This window comes from Chromatocurvus halotolerans (assembly GCF_004340525.1).
GTDB lineage: Bacteria > Pseudomonadota > Gammaproteobacteria > Pseudomonadales > Halieaceae > Chromatocurvus > Chromatocurvus halotolerans.
Window position 1 is genome coordinate 321,245 of record NZ_SLWX01000001.1, and the last position, 22,697, is coordinate 343,941.

Annotated in this window: 21 protein-coding genes; 14 read left to right on the plus strand and 7 right to left on the minus strand. The window is 62.3% G+C overall.

Going from position 1 to position 22,697, the window contains the following annotated elements:
• Positions 1–5: 5 nt before the first annotated feature.
• Complete coding sequence (locus EV688_RS01435; RefSeq protein WP_117316617.1) at positions 6–1,079, plus strand: ChuX/HutX family heme-like substrate-binding protein; 1,074 nt, start codon at positions 6–8, stop codon at positions 1,077–1,079.
• Between the two features lie 52 nt (positions 1,080–1,131).
• On the opposite strand, the gene EV688_RS17780 is transcribed toward EV688_RS01435, so the two are convergent.
• Positions 1,132–3,675, minus strand: a complete 2,544-nt coding sequence (locus tag EV688_RS17780; protein WP_162883857.1) for a methyl-accepting chemotaxis protein — start codon at positions 3,673–3,675, stop codon at positions 1,132–1,134.
• Between the two features lie 413 nt (positions 3,676–4,088).
• Between EV688_RS17780 and EV688_RS01445 the strand changes: the two genes are divergently transcribed.
• From EV688_RS01445 to EV688_RS17335, 3 genes are all read left to right on the plus strand, one after another.
• A complete protein-coding gene (locus tag EV688_RS01445; RefSeq protein ID WP_117316621.1) occupies positions 4,089–6,179 on the plus strand; it encodes a PQQ-dependent dehydrogenase, methanol/ethanol family in 2,091 nt (696 codons plus the stop codon).
• On the plus strand, positions 6,176–7,528 hold the full coding sequence (locus tag EV688_RS01450) for a dicarboxylate/amino acid:cation symporter (RefSeq protein WP_117316623.1): 1,353 nt from the start codon (positions 6,176–6,178) through the stop codon (positions 7,526–7,528). The genes EV688_RS01445 and EV688_RS01450 overlap by 4 nt, the downstream gene beginning before the upstream one ends.
• Positions 7,529–7,667: 139 nt before the next feature.
• Positions 7,668–7,841, plus strand: coding sequence for a hypothetical protein (locus EV688_RS17335; RefSeq protein WP_162883858.1), 174 nt, complete (start codon positions 7,668–7,670; stop codon positions 7,839–7,841).
• Between the two features lie 673 nt (positions 7,842–8,514).
• On the opposite strand, the gene EV688_RS01455 is transcribed toward EV688_RS17335, so the two are convergent.
• The 3 genes from EV688_RS01455 to EV688_RS01465 are packed head-to-tail and all read right to left on the minus strand — an operon-like array spanning position 8,515 to position 11,120.
• The gene (locus tag EV688_RS01455; RefSeq protein WP_240624296.1) at positions 8,515–8,787 is read right to left on the minus strand and encodes an acylphosphatase; all 273 of its coding nucleotides are present in this window, start codon (positions 8,785–8,787) and stop codon (positions 8,515–8,517) included.
• Between the two features lie 4 nt (positions 8,788–8,791).
• The gene (locus EV688_RS01460; RefSeq protein ID WP_117316629.1) at positions 8,792–10,234 is read right to left on the minus strand and encodes a dihydrolipoyl dehydrogenase; all 1,443 of its coding nucleotides are present in this window, start codon (positions 10,232–10,234) and stop codon (positions 8,792–8,794) included.
• Positions 10,235–10,238: 4 nt separating this feature from the next.
• Positions 10,239–11,120 carry a YihY/virulence factor BrkB family protein gene (locus EV688_RS01465; RefSeq protein WP_117316631.1) on the minus strand — a complete coding sequence of 294 codons (882 nt, stop codon included), beginning with the start codon at positions 11,118–11,120 and terminating at the stop codon, positions 10,239–10,241.
• Positions 11,121–11,580: 460 nt separating this feature from the next.
• Between EV688_RS01465 and EV688_RS01470 the strand changes: the two genes are divergently transcribed.
• Complete coding sequence (locus tag EV688_RS01470; RefSeq protein ID WP_117316633.1) at positions 11,581–11,958, plus strand: DUF4112 domain-containing protein; 378 nt, start codon at positions 11,581–11,583, stop codon at positions 11,956–11,958.
• On the opposite strand, the gene EV688_RS01475 is transcribed toward EV688_RS01470, so the two are convergent.
• The 3 genes from EV688_RS01475 to EV688_RS01485 form a co-directional block, all read right to left on the minus strand.
• Positions 11,918–12,511 carry a nucleoside deaminase gene (locus EV688_RS01475; RefSeq protein WP_117316635.1) on the minus strand — a complete coding sequence of 198 codons (594 nt, stop codon included), beginning with the start codon at positions 12,509–12,511 and terminating at the stop codon, positions 11,918–11,920. The genes EV688_RS01470 and EV688_RS01475 overlap by 41 nt on opposite strands.
• A gap of 97 nt (positions 12,512–12,608) precedes the next feature.
• On the minus strand, positions 12,609–13,916 hold the full coding sequence (locus EV688_RS01480; RefSeq protein WP_117316637.1) for an ATP-grasp domain-containing protein: 1,308 nt from the start codon (positions 13,914–13,916) through the stop codon (positions 12,609–12,611).
• Between the two features lie 86 nt (positions 13,917–14,002).
• Complete coding sequence (locus EV688_RS01485) at positions 14,003–15,991, minus strand: hypothetical protein (protein WP_117316639.1); 1,989 nt, start codon at positions 15,989–15,991, stop codon at positions 14,003–14,005.
• Between the two features lie 131 nt (positions 15,992–16,122).
• Between EV688_RS01485 and EV688_RS01490 the strand changes: the two genes are divergently transcribed.
• From EV688_RS01490 to EV688_RS01530, 9 genes are all read left to right on the plus strand, one after another.
• Positions 16,123–16,512 (plus strand): hypothetical protein, encoded by a 390-nt coding sequence (locus EV688_RS01490; RefSeq protein WP_205686577.1) that lies wholly within the window; start codon positions 16,123–16,125, stop codon positions 16,510–16,512.
• A gap of 20 nt (positions 16,513–16,532) precedes the next feature.
• Entirely contained in the window at positions 16,533–17,459 is a 927-nt protein-coding gene (locus tag EV688_RS01495; protein ID WP_117316643.1) for an aldo/keto reductase, read from the plus strand.
• A gap of 34 nt (positions 17,460–17,493) precedes the next feature.
• Entirely contained in the window at positions 17,494–18,174 is a 681-nt protein-coding gene (locus EV688_RS01500; protein WP_117316645.1) for a DUF6064 family protein, read from the plus strand.
• 48 nt (positions 18,175–18,222) lie between these two features.
• Positions 18,223–18,423, plus strand: coding sequence for a CsbD family protein (locus tag EV688_RS01505; RefSeq protein WP_117316647.1), 201 nt, complete (start codon positions 18,223–18,225; stop codon positions 18,421–18,423).
• 79 nt (positions 18,424–18,502) lie between these two features.
• Complete coding sequence (locus tag EV688_RS01510) at positions 18,503–18,694, plus strand: YqaE/Pmp3 family membrane protein (protein WP_117316649.1); 192 nt, start codon at positions 18,503–18,505, stop codon at positions 18,692–18,694.
• 243 nt (positions 18,695–18,937) lie between these two features.
• Complete coding sequence (locus EV688_RS01515; RefSeq protein ID WP_117316651.1) at positions 18,938–19,909, plus strand: DnaJ C-terminal domain-containing protein; 972 nt, start codon at positions 18,938–18,940, stop codon at positions 19,907–19,909.
• Positions 19,910–19,935: 26 nt separating this feature from the next.
• Complete coding sequence (locus EV688_RS01520) at positions 19,936–20,283, plus strand: chaperone modulator CbpM (protein ID WP_117316653.1); 348 nt, start codon at positions 19,936–19,938, stop codon at positions 20,281–20,283.
• A gap of 105 nt (positions 20,284–20,388) precedes the next feature.
• Positions 20,389–20,814, plus strand: coding sequence for an Hsp20/alpha crystallin family protein (locus EV688_RS01525; RefSeq protein WP_117316655.1), 426 nt, complete (start codon positions 20,389–20,391; stop codon positions 20,812–20,814).
• A gap of 191 nt (positions 20,815–21,005) precedes the next feature.
• On the plus strand, positions 21,006–22,592 hold the full coding sequence (locus EV688_RS01530) for an amidase (RefSeq protein WP_117316656.1): 1,587 nt from the start codon (positions 21,006–21,008) through the stop codon (positions 22,590–22,592).
• Positions 22,593–22,697: the final 105 nt, after the last annotated feature.

A 22,697-nucleotide genomic window follows, 5' to 3' on the forward strand; every position in this document is an offset into this window, starting at 1 on the left:
CTGTCATGACAAACGCCGCAATTTCATCCCCCCCTGACGCCCGGGCCGCAGAGCTCGCGGAGCACTTTGCCGCCTGGCGCGCGGAGAATCCGCGCGGCTATCTGCGCAACGCCGCCAGTGCGCTCGGCGTCTCGGAGCTGGAGCTCCTGGTAGCGACCGGCGGCAGTGATGTGCAAGCACTGCGCACGGATGACATTCCGGGTCTTCTCGGCGACATTGCTGCCTGGGGAGAACTGCGCACCATGACCCGCAATGACCATGCGGTTCTGGAGCAGACCGGACACTACGAAAATCTGGCGTTTTTCGGCCCCGCGATGGGCCAGACCGTCGGCTCCATCGACATGCGGATTTTCGCCCGTCACTGGGTGCATGCCTACGGGGTGGTGACCCCGGGAAAGTCCGCGCCGCGGTGCAGCGTGCAGTTTTTCGACGCCCACGGCGTGAATATCCACAAGGTGTTCGCCAGCGACCCCACGGCTTATCGCAACCTGTGTGGGCAGTGGGCAGTGCACAACCCGCTTCCCGGTTTGCCCGCCGTCGAGCCAGCCATCCCGGAATCCCCGCGCCCGGACAGCGAGGTGGACGTGGCAGAGCTCCACCGCCGCTGGGATGCGCTGGAAGACACCCACGATTTTATCGGCCTGCTCAGGCGCTGCGCCGTAACACGGACGCAGGCACTGCGGCTTGCCGGCGAGTCCCGCGCAATCCCGGTTACTGCCGAGGCCCTGCAGCTGACACTGCAGCAGACCGCAGACGCGGCGGAGAACGCGATGATCTTCGTGGGTAATCGCGGCCTGGTGCAGATCTACATCGGCCAGATCCAGCGGGTTGTCGCCACCAGCGGCTGGCTCAATATTCTGGATCCGAAGGTAGACCTGCACGTGCGCGACGGCAGCATCAGCGATGCCTGGCTGGTGACCAAGCCCACGCGGCACGGACCGGTGCGCTCGCTGGAGTGCTACGGCAGCAGCGGAGAGACCGTGCTGCAGGTCTTTGGCAAACGCACCGAGACCGACTCAACGCCGCCGGGCATGAACGCCATTTTTGACTCGGTACTGCAGCACTGCAGGACGGGCTGACGTCCCGGCGTCGCGTCGCGTGACCCGCTAGTGGGCCAGGCGACGACGCCCACTAGAACTCTTCCCAGTCCTCATCGGCGGTGGCTGCCGGCGCCGACCCCGAGCGGCGGCCGCTCACCGGTGAGAGCCGGGAATTGATCGAACGTGCCGCTGCACGCTGCGGCGCTTGGCGTGTCGCCGGCTTCGCCGCTGCCTGCTGAGGAGGGCGCAGGCCAGCTCCGTTAGACGGCACTGTCTCGGTCAACCGGAAACGCGAGACCAGGTCCCTCAGCACCAGGGTCTGCTCGTCCATCGACTTGCTCGCCGCGGCAGCTTCCTCGACCAGTGCGGCGTTCTGCTGCGTCACTTCATCCAGCTGCATCACCGCCTTGTTGACCTGCTCAATGCCCGAGGACTGTTCCTCCGAGGCCGCATACAGTTCGGCGATAATGCTGGTCACTTTCTTCACGCTGACCACGATCGCCGACAGTGTTTCACCGGATGAGTCGACCAGACGGGAGCCGTCCTCCACTTTGGCCACGCTGGTTTTGATCAGCGTCTTGATCTCCTTCGCCGCAGCGGCGCTGCGCTGGGCCAGGTTGCGGACTTCAGCCGCGACCACGGCAAAACCGCGTCCCTGCTCGCCGGCGCGGGCGGCCTCGACCGCGGCATTGAGCGCGAGCAGGTTGGTCTGGAAGGCGATCTCGTCAATGACGCTGATGATTTCGGATATCTCACCCGACGACTCGCTGATCGCCTGCATGGCGCTGATTGCCCTGCCAACCACTTCACCCCCCTTCTCCGCCTGCTCCCGGGCATCCCCGGCGAGCTGGTTGGCCTCGCGAGCGTTGTCCGCGCTCGAGCGCACCACCGACGTCATCTGCTCCATGCTCGACGCTGTCTCCTCGAGCGATGACGCCTGCTCTTCGGTGCGCTGCGACAGGTCCAGGTTGCCCTTGGAGATTTCGCCGGCCGAGGCATTGATCGTCGATGCGCTCTCGCGAATGCTGGCCACGATGTCCGTCAGTCGGTCCATGGTGGTGTTGACGTCCACCTTGAGCTGCTCGAACAGTCCGGGGTGATCGGCATCGATATAGCCGGTGAGGTCCCCCTCCGCGAGCCCGGAAAGTACCCTGGCGACATCGGTAAAGCCGGCGCTGAGCGCGCCAACCGTATTGTTTACATCCTCCTGCAGCTGTTTAAAGAGGCCCTCGTAGTCACCGTCAATGCGCCCGCTAAGGTCGCCGGCGGCGAGCTGGTTCATCACGCCAGCAATATCGTTCAACCCGTTCCCGGTCACCTCCATGAGATCGTTGAGGAGACCGGAGACAACGCGCAGGAAACCCTCGTAGGCCTCGACGTCCAGCCGCGCGTCGAACCGGCCTCGGGCGGCGCCGGCGATCAGTGCACGGATCTCGCGCTCTGCCGCCTTTGCCTGGGTGACATCTTCCCACTCGAGCATATTGCCCATGTACTTGCCGTGTTCGCTTTTTATCAGCGTGGCATTCAGCGTGAAGTCGGCCCCGTTGGCCTTGATAACGACACTGGTCGGCATCTTGCGCGCGTCGGAGAGCATGGCCGGCGAGTGCGAGGCGTCCTCGAAAAAGCTGTCAATCGTCTGGCCCTCCAGATGCTCCGGGTCGAAGCCGGGGAAGTGCTCGCGCAGCTTGCCGGCGCGACGCTGCATCATTTTCCGGACAGCCGGGTTTGCATAGACGATTTCGTGCCGGTCATTCGCCAGCATGATGCAGGACCCAGAACCGTCTACCGCAGACGTGAGACGGTCAATCTCGACCTGCTGATCGTGCTCCTTGGTGCCATCTACCGAAAGCCCCACCACCTTGAATGGCCTGCCGCGGTCGTCGAGAACCGGAGAGTAATTGGCGACCACCCAGGTCGGCTTGCCATCCTTGTAGACGCGAGGCACCAGCCCCGAGAAGAACCTGCCGGCACGCAGATCTTCCCACAGCTGAAGGTGCTCCGGATCTTTCGCAAAGTCTGTCGGTACCATGTCATCGAGCGTAAGCGCCTGGATTTCCTCGAGCGTATAGCCGCTGCGTTTGAGATAGCGCTCGTTGGCGTTCAGGATGCGCCCCTCCATGTCGAATTCAAGAATGCCCTGAACCCGCCCGAGGGCCTCCATCAGCCGCGAGAGATTTTTCGCGTTCGCTGTCTCCTCCGCTTCTGCGGTGGCGTCACTGACGAGTTTCAGAATCTTGCAAACCCGTCCGCTGCTGTCCAGAACCGGGTTGTAGATGCCACGAATCCAGATCGTCTCACCTTGCCGGTCAACGCGGGGAAACAGTCCTTCATGGTGCTGGCCGCTGGCCAGAATGCGCCAGAATTCCCGGTACTCGTCACTGTGCGCGTAATCCGGATCGCAGAGCCTGCTGTGGTGCATGCCCTGCACTTCCTCCAGCGTGTAGCCGACGATACTCAGGAAATTTTCGTTGGCCGTGATGATGGTGCCGTCGAGGTCGAACTCAACCAGACCGTGCCCGCGACTCAGCGCCTGCATACTGGCGGCCAGTTCGTCGAACTGCCTCTGCCTATCGCCCTCGGAGGCACCTTCATAGGCCTCCAGACTACGGCTGATGGATCCTTCCCGCTTGTCCATTGACATTCTCCACACTTACAGCGCCACTTACTTGAGATATCGGCGAAACAGGCGTCGACTTTAGCCTCAGCCTCACGTGATTCTGCGCCCGTCGCGACGGCCCTTTCGGCCCGGTTCTGCGACGCCGGCGCATCCTGCCACGCTCTCGGACGCATTACGATCACCATCGGCAAAAGCCTTGACCAAGGTCAATTCTCCTTGACCAACCGCGGGCGCCCGGGACGGACTCACGAGGACCCGCGGCACCAGACGGGTTGGAAAGAAGCCGATCGGGCAATAGCACCAATGGCGGACAGGCCTTTACGGGCAGGCCACTTTGCGGCATGTTGGCTGACGTTCGTAGACTGGCTGGCGCTAATGCGGGCGATACAGAGCGATAAGAATACATAAAGAGATAAATGAGAGCTGGAACCATGAAAGATGCGACGCGCACCTGCCTGCTGTGCTGCCTGATATCGTTGGCGGCCTGCGAGCCGCCGGGGAACGACGCGCTGCCCCCCTCGACCTCGCAAACGTCCAAGGTTACGGCCGATGTCGCGTGGCGCGTCCACGGCCTGAACAATGCAGAGACCCGCTTCAGCACACTGACAGATATCGACACGGGTAACGTCGATCAACTGGAGCTCGACTGGTACTTCGATTACCCCACCCAGCGCGGCCTGGAGGCCACGCCGCTGGTGATCGATGGCGTGATCTACACCACCGGGTCCTGGAGCATGGTTTTCGCCCACGACGCGCGCAGCGGCGAACTGCTCTGGTTCCACGATCCGCAGGTGCCGCGTGACTGGGCAGTGCACCTGTGCTGTGATGTGGTCAATCGCGGCGTCGCTTATCAGGATGGCACCGTTTACTCGGGAACGCTGGACGGGCGACTGATCGCGCTCGATGCAGGTTCCGGCGAGCTTGCCTGGCAGGTGCAGACCACCGATCCCGACAAGCCCTACTCCATTACAGGCGCTCCCCGCATCGTCAAGGACCGCATTATCATCGGCAATGGTGGCAGTGAAATGGGGGTGCGTGGCTATGTGTCAGCCTATGCCGTCGCCGATGGTGAGCTCCTGTGGCGCTTCCATACCGTGCCGGGCAACCCCGCCGACGGTTTTGAGTCCGAGTCGATGCGCCAGGCAGCAGAGACCTGGGGAGGCGGCGCGTGGTGGGACATCGGCGGTGGCGGCACCGTCTGGGACTCCATGGCATACGACCCGGAGCTCGATATGCTCTACATCGGGGTCGGCAACGGCGCCCCCTGGAACCGGCAGATACGCTCGCCGGCGGGCGGTGACAATCTGTTTCTCTCCTCCATCGTGGCGCTCGATCCCGACGACGGCCGCTATCTCTGGCATTATCAGACCACGCCGGGGGAAACCTGGGACTACACCGCCACCCAGCACATGATTCTCGCCAACCTGAACATCGATGGCGCCGAGCGCAAGGTGATTATGCAGGCGCCCAAGAACGGCTTTTTCTACGTGCTGGACCGGGTTTCCGGCGAGCTCATTTCCGCCGAGCCTTACGCCACCGTCACCTGGGCCTCCCACATTGACACGCAAACCGGCCGGCCGGTGGAAACGGCGCAGGCGCGCTACACCGAGGGCGATTCCGGACTGCAGCTGCCCGGGCCCATCGGCGGCCACAACTGGCACCCCATGAGCTACAGCCCGCAGACGGGACTGGTCTACATCCCCATGCAGGACACGCCCTGGGTATACGCGGCGGATGAGAATTTCGAGTTCCGCCAGGGCTACTGGAACACCGGCACCGACAATCTGGTGGCGAGCCTGCCGGACGATCCCGCCATCCGCGACGCGGTGCTGGCCAGCGTCAAGGGCGCCATCGTCGCCTGGGACCCGGTCAAGGCCGAGCCCCGCTGGCGCGTGGATCATGCGGGCCCGTGGAACGGCGGCATGCTGTCGACTGCCGGCAATCTGCTGTTCCAGGGCAACGCCGAGGGCAATGTTGTCGCTTATGCCGCCGACAGCGGCAAAGTGCTGTGGTCCTTTGATGCCCAGACCGGCGTTGTTGCACCACCCGTCACCTACCGGCTCGACGGCAGACAGTATGTGGCCGTGGTCGCCGGCTGGGGCGGTGCCCTGGCGCTGGTGGGCGGCGATGCACTGACGGCCGGGCCGATCCCCAACCGCAGCCGACTGCTGGTGTTCAGCCTCGACGGAGACGCGTCACTGCCACCGGCGCAGGAGACGCCCGTCGTGTTCAATCCACCGCCACTGGACGCAGAACCCGAGCAGGTGGCGCGGGGCAAGGCCCTGTATCTGCAGTACTGCGTGTACTGCCACGGCGATGGCGTGGTTGCCGGGGGTGCGGTGCCCGACCTGCGCGCCCTCACCGCAGAGGGCCATGAGGACTGGGAAAGCATCGTTATAGGCGGCAGGCACTGGAAACAGGGAATGGTCGGATTCTCGGACGCTCTCACCAAGCAGGATTCCATCGACATACAGAGCTACGTGATCGAACGTGCGCATCACGCTCTGCGCGCCGATCGATGAAAACTGCGTCGATACCACTGCACACACGAATTCTGCTTGCGCTCTTCCTGGGCGCGCTTGCCGGCCTGGCTGTCCACAGCCTGGCGGGCGAAGCCCAGTGGACGATCTGGCTGACGGATAATATCGCGGCACCGGTGGGGGAGATCTTCCTGCGCCTGCTGTTGATGACCGTGGTTCCCCTGGTGTTTGCCTCCATCGTCCTTGGCGTGACGGGCCTCGGCGACGTGCGCAACCTGGGCCGCGTCGGCGGCAAGACCCTGGTGTATTTCGTGGCAAGCTCGGCGATCGCCGCCGCGCTGGGCATCATCCTTGTGAATCTCATGGACCCCGGCAGCAGCCTCGACCCCCTTGTGCGTGCCGCGTTGCTGGAGGATTTCAGGGACCAGGCCTCGAGCATGCAGGCGGGCTCACCCGGCTTCGGCGTCGACATGCTGGTGAATATCGTGCCGCGCAACCCGGTCGAGGCGGCGGCGAACATGGACATGCTCGCGGTGATCTTCTTCGCGCTGGTGTTCGGCGTGGCGCTTGCCCTGATACCGCGGGAGCGCGCCGCACCGCTGATCGCCGTTATCGAGTCACTGGGCGATGTCGTCATCAAGATCATCGAGATGGTGATGCGTCTGGCGCCCTATGGCGTGTTTGCGCTGATCTTTGTCGTCACCTCGCGCTTTGGCTGGAGCCTGCTGGCGCAGCTGGGTGTCTACGTGGTGCTGGTTCTCCTGGGCCTGACGCTGCACACCGTGGTTACGCTGTCCCTGCTGGTGAAGTTTTTCGGCGGCATGAAGCCACTGGACTTCTGGCGGCGCAGTCGGGCCGTCATCGTCACGGCCTTTGCCACCAGCTCCAGCAGCGCAACGCTTCCCACCAGCATTGCCGTAGCCGAGCGTGAGCTGAAAGTGCCGCCCACCCTCGCCGGCTTCGTGCTGCCCCTGGGCGCCACCATGAACATGAACGGTACCGCCGTATACGTGGGCATTACCGTGCTGTTTCTGGCGCAGGTTTTCGGCGTGGATCTCACGCTCGGGCAGCAGGTGGTGGTGGCCATGCTCGGCGTGATTACCGCCATCGGCGCAGCGGGGGTGCCGGGCGGCTCCCTGCCCTTGATCATGGTGATTCTCGCCTCGGTGGGGGTGCCGCCCGAGGGCATCGCGATTATTCTCGGCGTCGATCGCATTCTCGACATGGCGCGCACGGTGACGAACGTGACCGGGGATCTGACGGCGGCGGTGTTTCTGGCGCACAGCGAGACGTCACGCGCCGGCCCGACTTTCGAGAACCCGGCTGTCGAAAACCCGGCTTCCGAGAGCCCGGCTCCGGCTGCCGATAATCCGGTTTCCCGTCAGGGATAAGCGGCCCCAAAGTGATGACAAAGCCATTACACTATTGCCCTGAAAACCCCGCTCCGGCTGAACGGCGGCCATGGAACAGCCGGCCATCGGAGTCCCGGGAGAAAACGGGCAGCGCCAAAATACAAAGAGGCAGAGTGACATGAATACACCGATAGCATTGCTCCTTGTGGTTGTTTTTTTACTGGGCGTCGGCCTGTTTGCCAAAGCCTACATACAGGGCATGCGCTTCGGCGAGCGGATGGAAGAGAAAAAGAATCGCAGGAAAGAGGAACAGAAGCAGATGTCGCAGCCGCACCCGACCGACGAGCCCTAGCGAGCGAGGTCGGCCCCGTAGGCGTAATCGGTGCCGAAGCGTCCGGCGTCAGCCACGCCGTCAGCCACGCCGGCAAGCTGCTCCAGCGTCGGCTGGTCGTGAACCCTGGCGGGTTGTCCTGCATGAGAGCTGCCAGGCGGGATTGCGTGGCGAACTCGAGTGCCTGGCGCCAAGAACCATTTATGCTCTCTCTCCACTCATCTATTTCGAAAAAAACTCCGCGGAGACGTTTTTCGGTCACGAAAAACGCCTCGAGCTATAGAGATCGATTATGAAATATCCCGCAGGCCAGTACTGGGCGCAGGGTAGACACATTCTCACCACCGCCACGGTTCCAACTGCGCCGAGACGGCCGCAGCAATGACCGATACGTACAGCCAAGTGTTGATCACCATAATTCGTTTGAGCTTGCGAAACTGCATATCGAGTCTGTCACTCGAATCAAAGAGACGACACCGAGATCGGATCGGAGTGTGCCCGGCAAAGCGCTCTCGGAGCGTTGCGCCATGAGCTTCGCCTGCATGTCGATCCTGCGTTCCGGCACACCCATGCTCCTGAACATGAGGGTCGGCCTGGCCGGTCTTATCCGGGTGCGCAAGACATCGCGTCGCGCCTGACCTCTACACGCTCACTTTTGTCCTCGCGGGCGGCATTCATGAAGCCGCTCAGCCAGCTAATCTCTCACCTCAAACCCCGGAAAGGCCTCAAAAGATACCGGCCCCGATGTCACCGCCTTGACCCTGGCGTGCTTCGGACCCTGCCACAGCCAGTCTTCCAGCTGCTGTAGTGCCTGTGCGCTGCCAGTCGCCTGCAGTTCAACGCTGCCGTCCGGGCAGTTGCGAACCCATCCACTCAGCTCCAGTTCCTCTGCCCTGCGCCGCGTGCTGGCCCGGTAGGAAACCCCCTGCACCTTACCGGTCACCCGGTATCCCCTGGTCTCAGCCACAATCCTACGCTCCCGGCCCGCTCTCGAGGCACTCGTCATCGCACGCTACGCTTTCGTGCAGTCTGGCATTCAGATCCTTCAGTGCCGTACGCACCCCTTCCTCGATCACCGGGTGATAGAACGGCATCCCCAGCATCTCACGCACCGTCATGCGGCCCTGCGCCGCCCAGGCCAGCAGATGGCCGATGTGTTCCGCTGCAGGGCCCAGCATCTCCGCACCCACAAACACGCCACTGCCGCGCTGCGCATACACTTTCAGCAGTCCGCGATTCTTGCCGATGACCTTGCTGCGACCCTGGTCCTCGAAGGAGACTGTTCCAACCGCAAAGCCCTTGCGCTTGGCACCGGACATGCGTCCCACCGGCACCCCCACCGACGCAATCTGCGGATGGGTGAACACCACGGACAGCGGCACCTGCCGCGAGGCGGCCTGCACCTGCGGATAGCGGCCGGCATTGTCGCCGGCGATTCTGCCCTCCTGCGCCGCCTCGTGAAGCACGGCTGCCTGGCCGTTGGCATCGCCCACGAGAAATACCGGGCTGTCACCGCACTGCAGTGTGGCGGTATCGGTCACAGGTATGCCGGCGTCATCCAGGGTCAGGCCGCTGTGGTGCAGGTCGAGGGCCGTCAGGTTGGGCGGCCGACCCGTCGCCACCAGGATGCGCTCAAAGGTCTCGGCAAGCTCGCCCCGCTCCTGATGCGTGAAGGTGATGGCAACGCCGTTATCCGCCGGGGACAGGTCTGCCACTTCGGACCGGGTATCCAGGTAGAAGGCCTCGCTGAAACAGCGTTCGGCATAGTCGCGTATTTCTTCATCGACGATACCGCCGAGGGCGCCGTCGCGACCGAGCAGACGCACGTGCACCCCCAGGCGACTCAGCGCCTGGCCGAGTTCCAGCCCCACCACGCCGGTGCCGAAGACTGCGATGGAAGCCGGTAAGGTTTGCAGTTCGAACAGGCTGTCGTTGGTCAGCAGCCGGTCGCCAAGGCCCTGGAACATGGCGGGAATATGCGGACTGGATCCGGTGGCGATCACGATGCGCTCGGCGCGCACCTCCAGGGCATCACCGACAGCCAGCCTTCCCGGCGCCAGAAACCGCGCGCGTCCCATCAGTTTGTGTGACTCAGGGATGGCCTCCATGGATTCCAGCACCGAGCTGACAAAGGCATCCCGCTCCCGGCGCACGCGCTCAAGCACGGCCTCGCCGTTGATGCGGATGCCCTCCACCGCAACGCCGAACATGGCCGCCCGCGCGGCATCATGGGCACTGTCTGCTGCCGCAATCAGGAGCTTGCTGGGCATGCAGCCCATCCGGGCGCAGGTAGTGCCATAAGTATCGCCCTCAATCAGCACCAGATTGTCCGTGTGTTTGCGGGCGGCGTTGTAGGCCGTGAGCCCCGCCGTGCCGGCACCGATGATGGCAATATCCACCTTGCGCTTATCCATGTCGCTACTCCGCACGCGCCGCAGAGACGCTTTCATCGAGGTTGGTATACCAGGGCAGTCCAGCGCGCTCGCTGCGCTCCAGTTCGGCGATAACCTGCGCCCCCAGCAACAGAATAATCGATCCAACCTCCAGACTGATCAGAAGCACAATAATCGTTGCCAGTGAGCCGTAAATGGCATTTACGAAGGAGACATGAACGAAGTAATACATCATGATCAGCCGCGTCCCCTCCCACAGCACAGCAGCCACGAAGCCGCCAATCACCGCCCGGCGCGGCGAAATGCGCATGATGGGCAGCACCTTGTAGATGGCGCTGAACATGAGGAAGACACTGAAAAAGCTGAGCAGGTAGAGAATGACGCCTGGATCCGGGTACAGGGCATCGACCAGGGCAAACAGCAGAGTGAGCATGAGCAGGCCGACGCCGAGCACCGTCATGAAGGCATAGGGCATGACGACGGAAAACCAGATGCTCCGCCGGGGATTCTCCGGGCGCATGAAGATGATGGCGATCGCGTCTTCCAGCATGCGAAAGGCAAAAGAGCTGAAAAACAGCAGTATTGGAATGCCCGCTATGCCAATGATATCCCGCGAGTCGAGAAAGGCCTTTACCGCGTCCAGCCACAGGTCTGCATGCCCGGGCGCAAAATGCTGCGCCTGGATTGCCATGACGGACAGCAGTTCTTCCTCGTCCACCACCCGGGTGAGCAGGACACCGAGCAGCGCCAGCAGGGGCACCGCCGACATCAGCACGTTGTAACCGACCCCACCGGCGAGAAGGACCCCGTGATTGCGCACGAAGTTGCGCAGGACCCTGCGAGAAAACGGCCAGGTTCGCCGCAATAATCGACCCGCGGAATTGTCACTTTTCGTCGCGTCAGTCAAACGCTGCACCGTCTTGCGCTATTGATGAATACAGACAAGACCCTAGCACAATCTGCCCGTGCAGCGTTGTGGCCGGGCGTACCGACCCTCGAGTGATTTTCCCGCAGGCTGCAAAGACCCTCGCGTTTGCGACGCGCGGCGGTCCCGGCTGAGTACCGCCGCACTGGCCCCCGATTACGCGTTTTACAGCGATCGGGGGGAAGGTTTCACAGGGCTAGTTTTTCGTCATTGACGACAGCATCATGAAAGCCAGTGCGGGAGCGCAGAGTATCCAGATCCAGATGAAGAGTCCCATGTTGAACACCTCCTTTGGCAGGGATTCCCTATAACGGATTAGTACAAACGTCCCACTTCGTCAATGGGTAAATCCATCACAATGCGCCTGTCAGCATGGGTCCGCGGCTCCTGCCTCACGCGCCGCAATGCCACCTCACGACAGCCAGACCGGGAGTAGACACCCATGCCTACGGATAACCTCAACGATGCCGCAGTTCGCAGCCAGTTGATGAAGCTGCAGAAACTGTCCGATCTCATGGACAGGGCCTTTGTCATACCCGGGACGAACATCCGCTACGGGCTTGATCCCATTCTCGGACTTATTCCGGGGGTCGGGGATACCCTGACCCTGGCAGTCTCGCTGTATATCTACAGCAGCGCCAAGCGGGCGGGTGTTCCCTGGCGCAAGCGAGTGCAGATGCTGTGGAATGTCTTTGTCGATTGGCTGATCGGCCTGATTCCCGTGCTTGGGGATCTGTTCGACGTCAGTTTCAAGGCCAACAGCAGGAACATGCGCATCATCATGGACTACGCGAATCGTGGGCCCGATGCGCAGACCTGATGCCCTGCCAGTCCTCCCGCTCAAGTGCGGGCTGCATGCGCCGGAAGCCGGCGTAGCGCGCGATGCCATCGGCGTCCTCGAGCACCTCGACTTGAACCCCCTCCTCCCTGAGAAAGGTCTCAGTGCCTGAGGCATTCGTGACATCACCGATCACCACCCGGGAAAACCCGCGCATCGCCAGCAGCGTCGCGCAGATCCGGCACGGGCTGAGGGACGTGAACAGCGTTGCCGCACTGAAGTCCTGTCGACCCGCATCGCGGATGGCCGAGGTTTCACCGTGATTGTAGGGATGGTTCTCCTGCACCAGGGTATTGTGTCCCTTGCCGAGAATACGGCGGGATTCATTATGGACAATCACCGCGCCTATCGGGCATCCACCCTCGTTGTCACTTTTCTGCGCCAGCAGCACTGCGATGCGCATGAAATCGGCATCGCTACATCGACGCAGAAAACCGCCTGAGAGGAGCGTGGAAAGGCTCGCGGTCGGCATGTGCGCAATGACGTTCAGCGCGCTGTCGCTGATCTCGGTATGTTCATCCAGTAGAGGCAACATGTCGCGCCGATCCTTTTTTTAGGCAAAAAAAAGGGTCAGGACCGGGGCCTGACCCTTCTGAGTACCGTCTCATACAAGGCGGTTTTCGGATAGGCGGCTAGACATAGAAGTCCAGCTCTTCCTGCGCCTTGAGCAGATCCCGCATCTTGATGGGATCGTCGCCGTAGAAGAACACGAGTCCCCAGTGCGTGCCGAAGGCGGAACGATCAGGCACGGTTTCTTCCGTGGGCGCCACCAGTTCGTGGGACTCGAAGTACGGATGATCGACAGTCTCCTTCGGCATTTCCAGCTTGCTGACAACGCGGCGACGCGGATAGACGCCGAAGCACCCTGCATAGCCCTTGGCATCGACCACCTCCTTCGGGAAGAAGGCGTCGACCTCCTCCTTCGTGCTCTTGGGGTCGAACACCAGCATGGAGGCCTGGTAGGCGCTGAAGCCATAGGCGCGCTCGATCAGCTCGAAGGCCTTGAAACCCGGCGGACGATAGGCCACCTCACCGAAGTACATCTCGCCGTCGGCGGTGACAAAGTATTCCGGGTGAATCAGGCCGAACTGGATATCGAAGGTCTTGATCAGCTTCTCGATCTGCTTGGTGATCGCGTTGCGCCAGCTTTCCAGTTCGTTGGTGGCGGGCACGAACACCGAATAGCCCAGCGTCACATACTCGGAGATATTGAGGAACTTGATCTCGCCGTCATGGATCCAGGCCTCGACAGCAAACTCCCAGCCGTCCAGGTGGCTTTCCATCAACAGCGGATACTCTTCATCCGGTATGTAGTCGATCTCTTCCATCGTGCGGATCATGCGATGCCCGAGACAGCCGGCCTTGTCGAAAGCCTTGACGTGAATCGGGTCATCCGGGTCGCCGTCGAGCTTGAGCAGCGTCTGGTTGACGCGCTTCATGAAGCGCACCACGTCTTCCTTCTCGTGTGCTTCCTCGAAAATACCCACGCGAATACCGCCGAGCTGCGCGCGGCGCTTCATCAGTGCCTTGTCGCGGAACAGGATGGACTGTCCGTACATGCGGGGGTTGCCCATGAGCACGGAGTTGATCGCGCCGGACCACTCCACCGTTTCCTCAAACAGCGGAATGGCCACATCGACGCCTTCTGCCTTGAGCGTCTCCGCGATTTCCAGAGAGCGGTCGTTCAGGCGCACGAAGTCCCAGGGGATATAGGGGATCTTGTTGGCTTCGCAGAAGTCCGCGGCCCAGTCGGGGGCGACCACGACATAGCGGCGATCGAATTTCTGCGCCGCCTTGATCGCGTTGACGCTCCAGCCCAGCAGCGCGATGTAGCCTTTGTTGGGATCCTTCGGTGTCTCCGTGCCTTTTACCGAATCCATGGTCGGATCGATCCAGCCTGAAACATCATTGGAAACGGGGGTTTCTGATGATTTCGACATGTGATGCTCTCCTTTTGCCTTGATGAAAAATCGTGACGCGTGATTGCCTGCGGTGCTGTCAGTCTCAAGTCCCAGGGTTCTTCGGACTATCTTCCCAATGCCCAGCTTTCCTGCGCGAGGCGCATGGCCAGGGTGACTTCAGTGGAGGGGATATCGGCTGGTTCGCCCTTTTCGAGCGGGTCGTAATGAAACACGTAGAGCCGGGAGGCGAACCGGGCAACTGGCAGTGACGCTTCTCCGTAGAGTTCACCATTGCCCTGTGTGGAGGTGACGATGTCTTGTCCCCAGTTTTGACCACTGTCATTGTTGGGATTGAAGAAGTATACACGCATTACCCCGGCAGGGTCGAGGGCGAGCCGCTGGATGGTAATGGCGTGCCATCCGAGAAAGCGCGCTGCACTGTCTGTCACGGCAATCCCCGCCGGCTGTGGGTGGATCACCGGGATGTTGCCGTTGTAGAAGGGATGGTAAGCGGCGTAGAAATCGCGGATGAATCCCTCGAAGTCTTTCAGGCCACCGGTAAACACATCGACCGCAATGCGGAAACCGTGTCCGACGTGATCGCCGTGAAACTCGGCATTGACCCATTTGTGAGGATCCTCGCCGCGACCGACGCTGCGCCGGCCCATCTCGAAATAGATGCGATCGAGGTGCGGAACAGTAATCAGCGAAACCGCATCGACATCCACGGGTGGCTCGGCGGCCAGCCCTGCACCCAGCTCGCGGGAGGAAATGCTGTTGCCCTCGAAGCGCATCACGATCTCGTCGTCCCGCGCCGCCCAGGCCACCATCCTCAGCAACTCCGCCGGCGCACTGAAGGCCCACATGGACAGCGCGCGCGTCGACTGGCAGGTGGGGTAATTGCCCTGCCCCACGCCTAGCGGACGACCCAGAACATTGAGCACGTCGGCGAGCAGAAAGCACTCCGGCGAGCGACTGCTGCCGAAAACCGCGGTGATCTTCTGCGCCGCCGCGTCGCACACCGTGAGTCGCAGCTGACGCCACAGCGAGGGCGCCACCGCAGGCGAGTACAGAATGCCGCGCTCCAGCATCATGGCAAGTCCATAGGCGGCCTGGCTGGTCTCGGCAAACAGGGCGTCATCGATCAACCTGTGAATAAGTGCGGGGTAGCAGTGAAAAGCGTCCGCACCTGTATAGCTGAGACCGAGCGCCGTGGGGATGAGCTCGTTCCATCGTTCGCGCAGGTAACGGATGAAGCCTGGCATGTAGGGCGAAACCAGACCGGTGCTGTGCATGGCCCCGGCGAAGGCAATGGCCTCCCGGAGAAGAGCCGCATCGTCCATGCCCGCCAGCCGCTCTGCATACACCTCGAAGCCGGGATCCTCGCGGCAGCCCTCGGTCGGGCTGAACACGGCATCAATCAGCTGCGTGGCGTCGTCGCCGATCTCGCCAGCCAGGGCATCCGGGTTGTGCAGGCAGCCGGCAATCTGGGTCACCATGTGCTTGACGCCGTCCACCTGCACCGGGCGCTGCGCCAGAATGCGCCAGACCTCGGCGACCAGATGCTGCAGCAGATTCCGGTAGCCCAGGTGCTCAAGCAGGTAGCGATACAGAGACTGAACCGCGTACCCGAGTTGCTCCGGCCGCAGCCGGTCGCTCTCCTGCAGGTCGCCGACCACGAGATCCAGGTTCATTGCCATCACCTGGGTCAGGAAATGCTGCGCGTGCTCTGCCGACACCGAGGGGTGCGCGTAGTCGCCGCTGGCGACCGCGAGCAGGCGAATCTGGCTCAGACTCTCGACCAGGGTCGCAACCACGTCGCCGTGGCGCACGGTGCGCACTGCGAGCGAGGGCACCAGCGTCTGAGGATAATCCCAGTCGCTGCCACTGAAGAACCTGGCACCCTCCAGCGCCGGCACGCGGGCATACAGAGTTGCCAACCCGCTGTCATCGAACATCAGCGGACGCGCCGCATCGATAACCTCGAAGACGGGAGAAAACTCGGCAACGGCATTCGCGGCGGCAAGTCGTGCAATGGCGGAATCAAGCTTTGACACCTGCTCGCCTGCATCGCCGCCATCGCTGGGGAAAGGCTCAGGTGCGTCTGGAATCATCCTATTACCATCCCGCCTTGTGTCCGGGATGTCAAATCGGCAGGCAGGCACGATAGGCGTGCAATGCTGGCGAACTTGACTCACCCAACGACACGCCATACTTTCGGAGGATGAACCGGAATCAACCCGGAGTGCCTACACCTCGCCCGTTCGAGTGGCCGGTATTTCTGGCTCACATGCTGTTTCTGCTCGCGGCCTGGACCGTGTTCATCAAGTACCTTTTCCCGCTGGCTTTTGCCGTGTCAGAAGGGGTCCCCTGGACTCGCTACATCTACTGGGACCTCTGGCCCCTCGCCCACGCGTGGCTGGGGTGGGCACTGCTGGCCCGGCCGGGCTACACACGCGCACTGGCGATCGGCATGTCGGTTATCGAGATCATCATCGTCAGCCTGTTCGCTGTGTTCCTGTCGGATCCGGAATGGTCCATCTGGCGCACGAACTGGTTCGTCAACAAGACATTCGTGCTGAGCGGTTTCGTGCTGGTGCTGGTAGCGGCACTGCGGTACCCGGAACGCTTCTGAGATCGGAGGGCAAGTATCCCATGACCCACATTTCACGCAGACGCCTCCTGGGGTTGATCGCAGCCGGTGCCGCCGGGGCGACGCTGAATCCGAGCGCCGCCGATGTAGCACCCGGGATGCGGAAAAAGCCCATTCCATCGAGCGGCGAAGGCATTCCGGTGATCGGCATGGGTACCTGGAAGACCTTCAACGTGGGCGGAGACCGGCAGCTCCGCCTCGACCGCACCCGGGTGCTCGGAGAATTCTTTCGCCACGGCGGCGGCATGGTGGACTGCTCGCCGATGTACGGCTCGGCCGGTGCCGTGATGGGTTTTGCTCTGGCGCAGCTGGACAACACGGATGGCCTGTTCGCCGCGGAGAAAGTCTGGACCAACAATGGGTCCGATACCCGACAGCAGATCGCCAGACTGGAGTCGACCTGGGATATCGCGCCCTTCGACCTGATGCAGATCCACAACCTGGTCGGCTGGCAGGCGCACCTGGAAACAGTGCAGGCGATGAAACAGGAAGGCAGCGTGCGCTATATCGGCATCACGACCTCCCACGGCCGCCGGCACAAGGAATGCGAGCGGATCATGACCCGCGAGGACATCGATTTTTTGCAGCTGACCTACAGCGTTACCCAGCGCGAGGCCGAGCGCCGCCTGCTGCCGCTGGCGCGGGAGCGCGGCATCGCCGTTATCGCCAACCGGCCCTATGACCACGGACCATTGATCAGGCGACTCAAGTCTCGTGAAAAGGTACCTGAATGGGCGGAACAGGCCTTTGACTGCCGAACCTGGGCGGATTTCCTGCTCAGGTTCATCGTCAGTCATCCGGCACTCACCTGCGCCATTCCTGCAACGACGCGGGTCGATCACATGAACGAGAACATGCGGGCCGGCGCCGGCCCGATGCCGACGCCTGAGCTACGCCAGCGAATGGCGCGCTTCATCGAGGCGCTGTGATGCATGATCGCCAGGCATCACTGGCGGACTGCGGATGAATGATCTGAGCAGCTACGCGATCGCGGATTTCGTTCCCTTCACTGCCGAGGTCTATTTCCGGCTGATCGAGCGTGTTTCCGAAACCTGGTGGCCGCTGCACCTGCTGACCCTGACCGCAGGCCTGGCCGCCGCCGGGCTGGCCTGGTCGGGGCAAACCCGCAGCGTCGGCGGCCTGATGGCCGCCGCGCTGGCCTGGGTGAGCGTAACCTTCCTGTTAACGGGCTACGCGAGCCTGAACTGGGCAGGGTCCTGGTTCGGCTGGGCGTTCCTGCTGGCGTCCGCGCTGTTGCTATTATCTGTGCTAACCCAGCCTGCACCCTGCCAAATGCCTGCCCGGACACTGCGCCGTCGCGACCGGGTTCCCCGCCTCGCCGGCCTGGCACTGACGGCCCTCGGCGTGCCCCTTTACCCACTGATCGCACCGCTGGCGGGCCGTGACTGGTCTCAGGCTGAAGTTTTCGGCATTCACCCCGACCCCACCGCCGTCGCCACCCTGGGCATTGCGCTACTGACGCTGCACGGCTACCGGCTCTGGCTCACCGCCATCGTACCGCTCCTGTGGTGCCTGGTTTCCGCCCTGACCCTGCAGGTGCTGCAGGCACCTTCACCGGAACTGCTTTACGCAGCTATCGCTGTGGCCTTGTTAACCTGCGTTAAAGACACACCACTCGGCTAGCTTCAACGTAATCACTCGTTCACTAGAAGTACACGGAGGCATCCTCAGATGGAAGAGCATCAGGCAAAAGGCAAACTGAAACAGTTCAGTGCAGGCATCAAGCAGGAGTGGGGCAAGCTGACAGACGACGAAGTCACTCAGGCCGAGGGCAATATGGAAGAGCTTATCTCGCGCGTTCAGGAAAAGTATGGCGAGAGCCGTGAAGCCATTGCTGCCAAACTCAACGAGCTGAAAGACAAGACGTCCTGAACTCAATTTGCGTCCTCGAAGGCCCTCGCAACAGTGAGTTCCTCCCCGTGGACGCCAGCCACCGAAAAAGGAGAAATCCATGCCCCTGGAACGCACACCGGACAGCTTTCTCAGCGACCTGCTCAAGATTCTGCTGGCCGTCATACTGCCGCCGCTCGGCGTATTTTTTGAAGTCGGGCTGGGCAAGCATTTCTGGATAAACATCATTCTGACACTGCTGGGATTCATCCCGGGAATCATTCACGCCGTCTACATTATCGCGACGCGTTAAGCTTGCGAACGCGGGTGTCACGACCATAGCCGTGCCCGCACTGCGATATACGGCGGCCGGCAGTTTTCACCGAGCCACGCCAGCAAAAGCCCCGCCAGCTCGACGGCGCTCACGCAAACCCCCTCATCATGCCGCACAATTGCCGTAGGGTGCGGACCGGAATTTGTGGAACGCCGAAGCAACCCCTATATTGAAGTGGCAATGGTGTAACGCCCGTTAAACCCTGCAGCGGCGAGGACCCTTATGGAGTTCAAAGACTACTACGCTGTACTCGGCGTGAGCGAATCCGCCACGCCCGAGGAGATAAAAAAATCCTACCGGCGGCTGGCGCGCAAGTACCATCCCGACGTCAGCAAGGAAGAGGACGCAGACGCGAAATTCCGCGAGCTGGGTGAAGCCTACGAGGTATTGAAGGACCCGGAAAAACGCGGGGAATACGATGAGCTGCGCAAGTACGGCGCGAACGCGGACGGATCCTTTGAGCCGCCACCCGGCTGGCACAGCGCCTCCGGCTTCGCTGGCGGCGGTTACACCGACTCGGACGCCCAGCATTTCAGCGAGTTCTTCGAGGAGATTTTCGGTGGCGCCCGGGCAGGTGGCTTCAGCGCGGGCGCCGGACCACGCGGTTCCCACCGCCAGAGGTCCATGCGCGGCGAGGACGTGCACGCCAGGCTCGCCCTGTTCCTCGAGGAGGCCTTTCACGGCTGTGAGAAGCAGGTATCGTTCACCGTGCACGAACCGGATCCCAACGGTCGCCTTGTGTCGCGGCAGAAAACCCTGAAAGTGAAGATTCCCGCCGGCATGCGCGAGGGCCAGCACATCCGCCTGAAGGGCCAGGGCGGCCCGGGCACGGGTGGCGCAGAACCGGGCGACCTGTTCATCGAGGTCCAGCTCGCCCCGCACCCGCATTTCACGATTGAAGGCCGGGACATCGTCGTCGCCGTGCCCATCGCCCCCTGGGAAGCGGCCCTGGGCGCCACGGTGACCGTGCCGACGGTTGGCGCCAAAGTGAACCTGAAGGTGCCGAAGGGCTCCACCAGTGGCCGCCGGCTAAGGCTCAAGGGCAAGGGCCTACCGGGCAAGCACCCGGGTGACCAGATCGTGATACTGCAGATCGCCATGCCCCACAGGCACAGCACGGACGCGGAAAAGCTCTATGAGCAGCTGGCGGAGGCAGAGAAGGACTTCAACCCACGCAGCAGGCTCCACGTGTGAGGCGCCCAGGAACGAGGGAGAACGCAATGAGCAATCCGGATCATACCCTGACGGTGGTGGTGTCAGACGACGACGGCAGCACTTTCACCCTGCGCGAAATCTGCGAACGCGGCGACTGTCACGCCGAGTTTGTGATCAAGCTGGTGGATTACGGCATCATCTCGCCGCGGGAGGAAGCGCCGGAGGCGAGGCGGTGGGAGTTTGACGTTGCCGCGCTGGGCCGACTGCAAAAGGCCCTGCGTCTGCAGCGCGACCTGAAGATGAACCTGCCAGGCCTGGCGATGTCGCTGGAGCTGCTGGATGAAGTGGAGGAGATGCGCCGGGAGCTCGCGCGGCTCAACCAGCAGATGCAGCATCTGATGGGGGAGCAATAACCGACGTGATCTTTGCGTTGGATCAATTGAAAAACCGCATGAACGGACCTATAAAAATAACAGGCAAGCCAGAGATTGCCTCTGGCGGATGAAAGGAGGTGTGTTATGAACCTGATACCACGTAACTCATTGTTTGACCTTGATAGCCTGTTCGATGCCTGGGCGCCGCTGGCAAACAACGGCACCATGAGCGCAAGCGCCTTTTCGCCGAGGGTGGACATTACTGAGAAAAAGGGCCACTACGAATTGACCGCTGAACTGCCAGGGGTCAACAAGAAAGACATCGACGTAACCCTGGAAAACGGCATGTTGACGATCAGCGCCGAGTCCCGCTTTGAAGACCAGGAAGAAAAAGATGGGCGCGTTATCCGCCAGGAAAGGCGCTACGGCAGATACACCCGCAGCTTCAACCTGGGTAACGGCGTCAACGAAGAGGACATCAAGGCAGAGTTCACCGACGGTGTTCTCAAGCTGAGCGTACCGAAGGTAGAGCAGAAAACACCTGCAAGTCATCGTATCGACATTCACTGACAGCCGATCAATGACTCTTGGGGTATACCCCTGGCCCTGCAGGAATGCTGCAGGGCCAGGGGATGCCTGCGTCTCCAGGCAGTGCAGGCCTCGCCCGGCTCCCGCAATCCTTGTAGAGTTCTCCCTCGATTCATCATCGTTGATGGCACCAGCCGATCACCCGTCGCAACATCTCCCACGAGGAAAAACGCATGTATGTACTCTCACGCCAGCTGGTCGCCGCCCTGATTTTCAGCCTGTTTCTTGCATATTCTTCCGCGCAGGCCAGCGCCGCAAACATAGACAGCGCAGCTCCGGACCCCTGGACAGGGGTGGTCGACCTGCACAGGGCCATGCGTGCCGGCGAACTGACGGCCGCCGTGCTCGTGGAGCGGCAGATCGCACGCATCAACGCGCTCAACCCGGTGCTTGAAGCGGTTATTGCTGTTGACCCCACTGCCCGGGCCCAGGCGCGGGAGCTCGACGCCAGAGCCGCCGCCGGCGACTGGGCCGGCCCGCTGCACGGTATCCCGGTCCTTCTCAAGGACAATATCGAAAGTCGCGACCAGCCCACCACCGCCGGTTCGCTGGCGCTGGCAGACAACCGCAGTGGACGCGATGCACCGCTGGTGAGACAACTGCGCGAGGCCGGCGCGGTCATCCTCGGCAAGGCCAACCTGAGCGAGTGGGCGAATTTCCGTTCGGAGCGATCGTCCAGCGGCTGGAGCGGCGTCGGCGGCCAGACGCGCAATCCCTATGACCCGTCACGCAGCCCCTGCGGCTCCAGCTCCGGCTCGGGGGCGGCGGTCGCCGCCGGCATGACCGTGCTTGCCGTCGGTACAGAGACCAATGGCTCCGTGGTGTGTCCGTCCTCGGTCAACGGCATTGTCGGCATCAAGCCTACGGTGGGCCTGGTAAGCCGCACGCACATCGTGCCCATCTCGCACAGCCAGGATACGGCAGGCCCCATGGCCCGCAGCGTTCATGATGCCGTGCTCCTGCTGTCGGCCATGGCCGGCGCCGACGCGGCAGATCCGGCAACGGCAGAACGCCCGACCTGGGCTGTCGAGCATCTCATGTCGCATGTCGGCGCCGAGGGACTCAAGGGCAAGCGCGTGGGTGTGCTGCGCTCATCCGCAGGCTTTCACAGCGAGGTCGATGAATTGCTCGAGTCCGCATTGATCCACATGCGTGAGGGCGGCGCGGCGATAGTCGACGGTCTCGAGTGGCAGGCACCGGAGGACCATTCCCGCGAGGCCTACGAAGTACTGCTGTACGAGTTCAAGCAGGGCCTCAACGCCTATCTGTCTGGCCTGCCTGACGACAGGCTTGCCGCCATGACGCTGGCCGATCTGATCGACTTCAACCGGGACAATGCTGAGGCCGAGATGCCGTGGTTTGCCCAGGAGATTCTGGAGGCCGCCGAAGCCCGGGGCCCCCTCAGCGAGGAGACCTATGTCACGGCGCTCGCGGCGGTGCAAAAGGCCACTCGCGAAGACGGCATCGACAAACTGCTTGCGCAACACGATCTGGATGCATTGATCGCGCCCTCCGGCGCGCCGGCGTGGACCATCGACCTGATCAACGGCGATCACTTTATCGGCGGCAGTTCGTCGCTCGCGGCGCGTTCCGGATACCCCAACATCACCGTGCCGATGGGACAGGTTCACGGCATGCCGGTGGGCCTGTCCATCTTCGGTTCACGTTTCAGTGAACCAGTGCTGGTAGAGATCGCCAGCGGTTTCGAGCACGTCGCCGGCGGCTTTACACCACCACCAGAGCGGCCGGAACAACGATAACCACAGCCTCTGGAGCGCAAAGCCGGTTGCGGCCCTCTCCCTCACATATGGCGCAAGTCTCCCTCGCCGGCACATAGCGCGGGCAACATCCGCGCTTTGCTTCGC

Excerpts from the sequence above, each read along its gene's own strand:
- EV688_RS01480 (WP_117316637.1), bottom strand. The coding sequence starts at position 13,916 with ATGTCGAAATCATCAGAAACCCCCGTTTCCAATGATGTTTCAGGCTGG.
- EV688_RS01495 (WP_117316643.1), top strand. The coding sequence starts at position 16,533 with ATGACCCACATTTCACGCAGACGCCTCCTGGGGTTGATCGCAGCCGGT.
- EV688_RS01450 (WP_117316623.1), top strand. The coding sequence starts at position 6,176 with ATGAAAACTGCGTCGATACCACTGCACACACGAATTCTGCTTGCGCTC.
- EV688_RS01500 (WP_117316645.1), top strand. The coding sequence starts at position 17,494 with ATGAATGATCTGAGCAGCTACGCGATCGCGGATTTCGTTCCCTTCACT.
- EV688_RS01515 (WP_117316651.1), top strand. The coding sequence starts at position 18,938 with ATGGAGTTCAAAGACTACTACGCTGTACTCGGCGTGAGCGAATCCGCC.
- EV688_RS17335 (WP_162883858.1), top strand. The coding sequence starts at position 7,668 with ATGAATACACCGATAGCATTGCTCCTTGTGGTTGTTTTTTTACTGGGC.
- EV688_RS01520 (WP_117316653.1), top strand. The coding sequence starts at position 19,936 with ATGAGCAATCCGGATCATACCCTGACGGTGGTGGTGTCAGACGACGAC.
- EV688_RS01505 (WP_117316647.1), top strand. The coding sequence starts at position 18,223 with ATGGAAGAGCATCAGGCAAAAGGCAAACTGAAACAGTTCAGTGCAGGC.
- EV688_RS01485 (WP_117316639.1), bottom strand. The coding sequence starts at position 15,991 with ATGATTCCAGACGCACCTGAGCCTTTCCCCAGCGATGGCGGCGATGCA.
- EV688_RS17780 (WP_162883857.1), bottom strand. The coding sequence starts at position 3,675 with ATGGACAAGCGGGAAGGATCCATCAGCCGTAGTCTGGAGGCCTATGAA.
- EV688_RS01470 (WP_117316633.1), top strand. The coding sequence starts at position 11,581 with ATGCCTACGGATAACCTCAACGATGCCGCAGTTCGCAGCCAGTTGATG.
- EV688_RS01525 (WP_117316655.1), top strand. The coding sequence starts at position 20,389 with ATGAACCTGATACCACGTAACTCATTGTTTGACCTTGATAGCCTGTTC.
- EV688_RS01460 (WP_117316629.1), bottom strand. The coding sequence starts at position 10,234 with ATGGATAAGCGCAAGGTGGATATTGCCATCATCGGTGCCGGCACGGCG.
- EV688_RS01510 (WP_117316649.1), top strand. The coding sequence starts at position 18,503 with ATGCCCCTGGAACGCACACCGGACAGCTTTCTCAGCGACCTGCTCAAG.
- EV688_RS01445 (WP_117316621.1), top strand. The coding sequence starts at position 4,089 with ATGAAAGATGCGACGCGCACCTGCCTGCTGTGCTGCCTGATATCGTTG.
- EV688_RS01530 (WP_117316656.1), top strand. The coding sequence starts at position 21,006 with ATGTATGTACTCTCACGCCAGCTGGTCGCCGCCCTGATTTTCAGCCTG.
- EV688_RS01475 (WP_117316635.1), bottom strand. The coding sequence starts at position 12,511 with ATGTTGCCTCTACTGGATGAACATACCGAGATCAGCGACAGCGCGCTG.
- EV688_RS01435 (WP_117316617.1), top strand. The coding sequence starts at position 6 with ATGACAAACGCCGCAATTTCATCCCCCCCTGACGCCCGGGCCGCAGAG.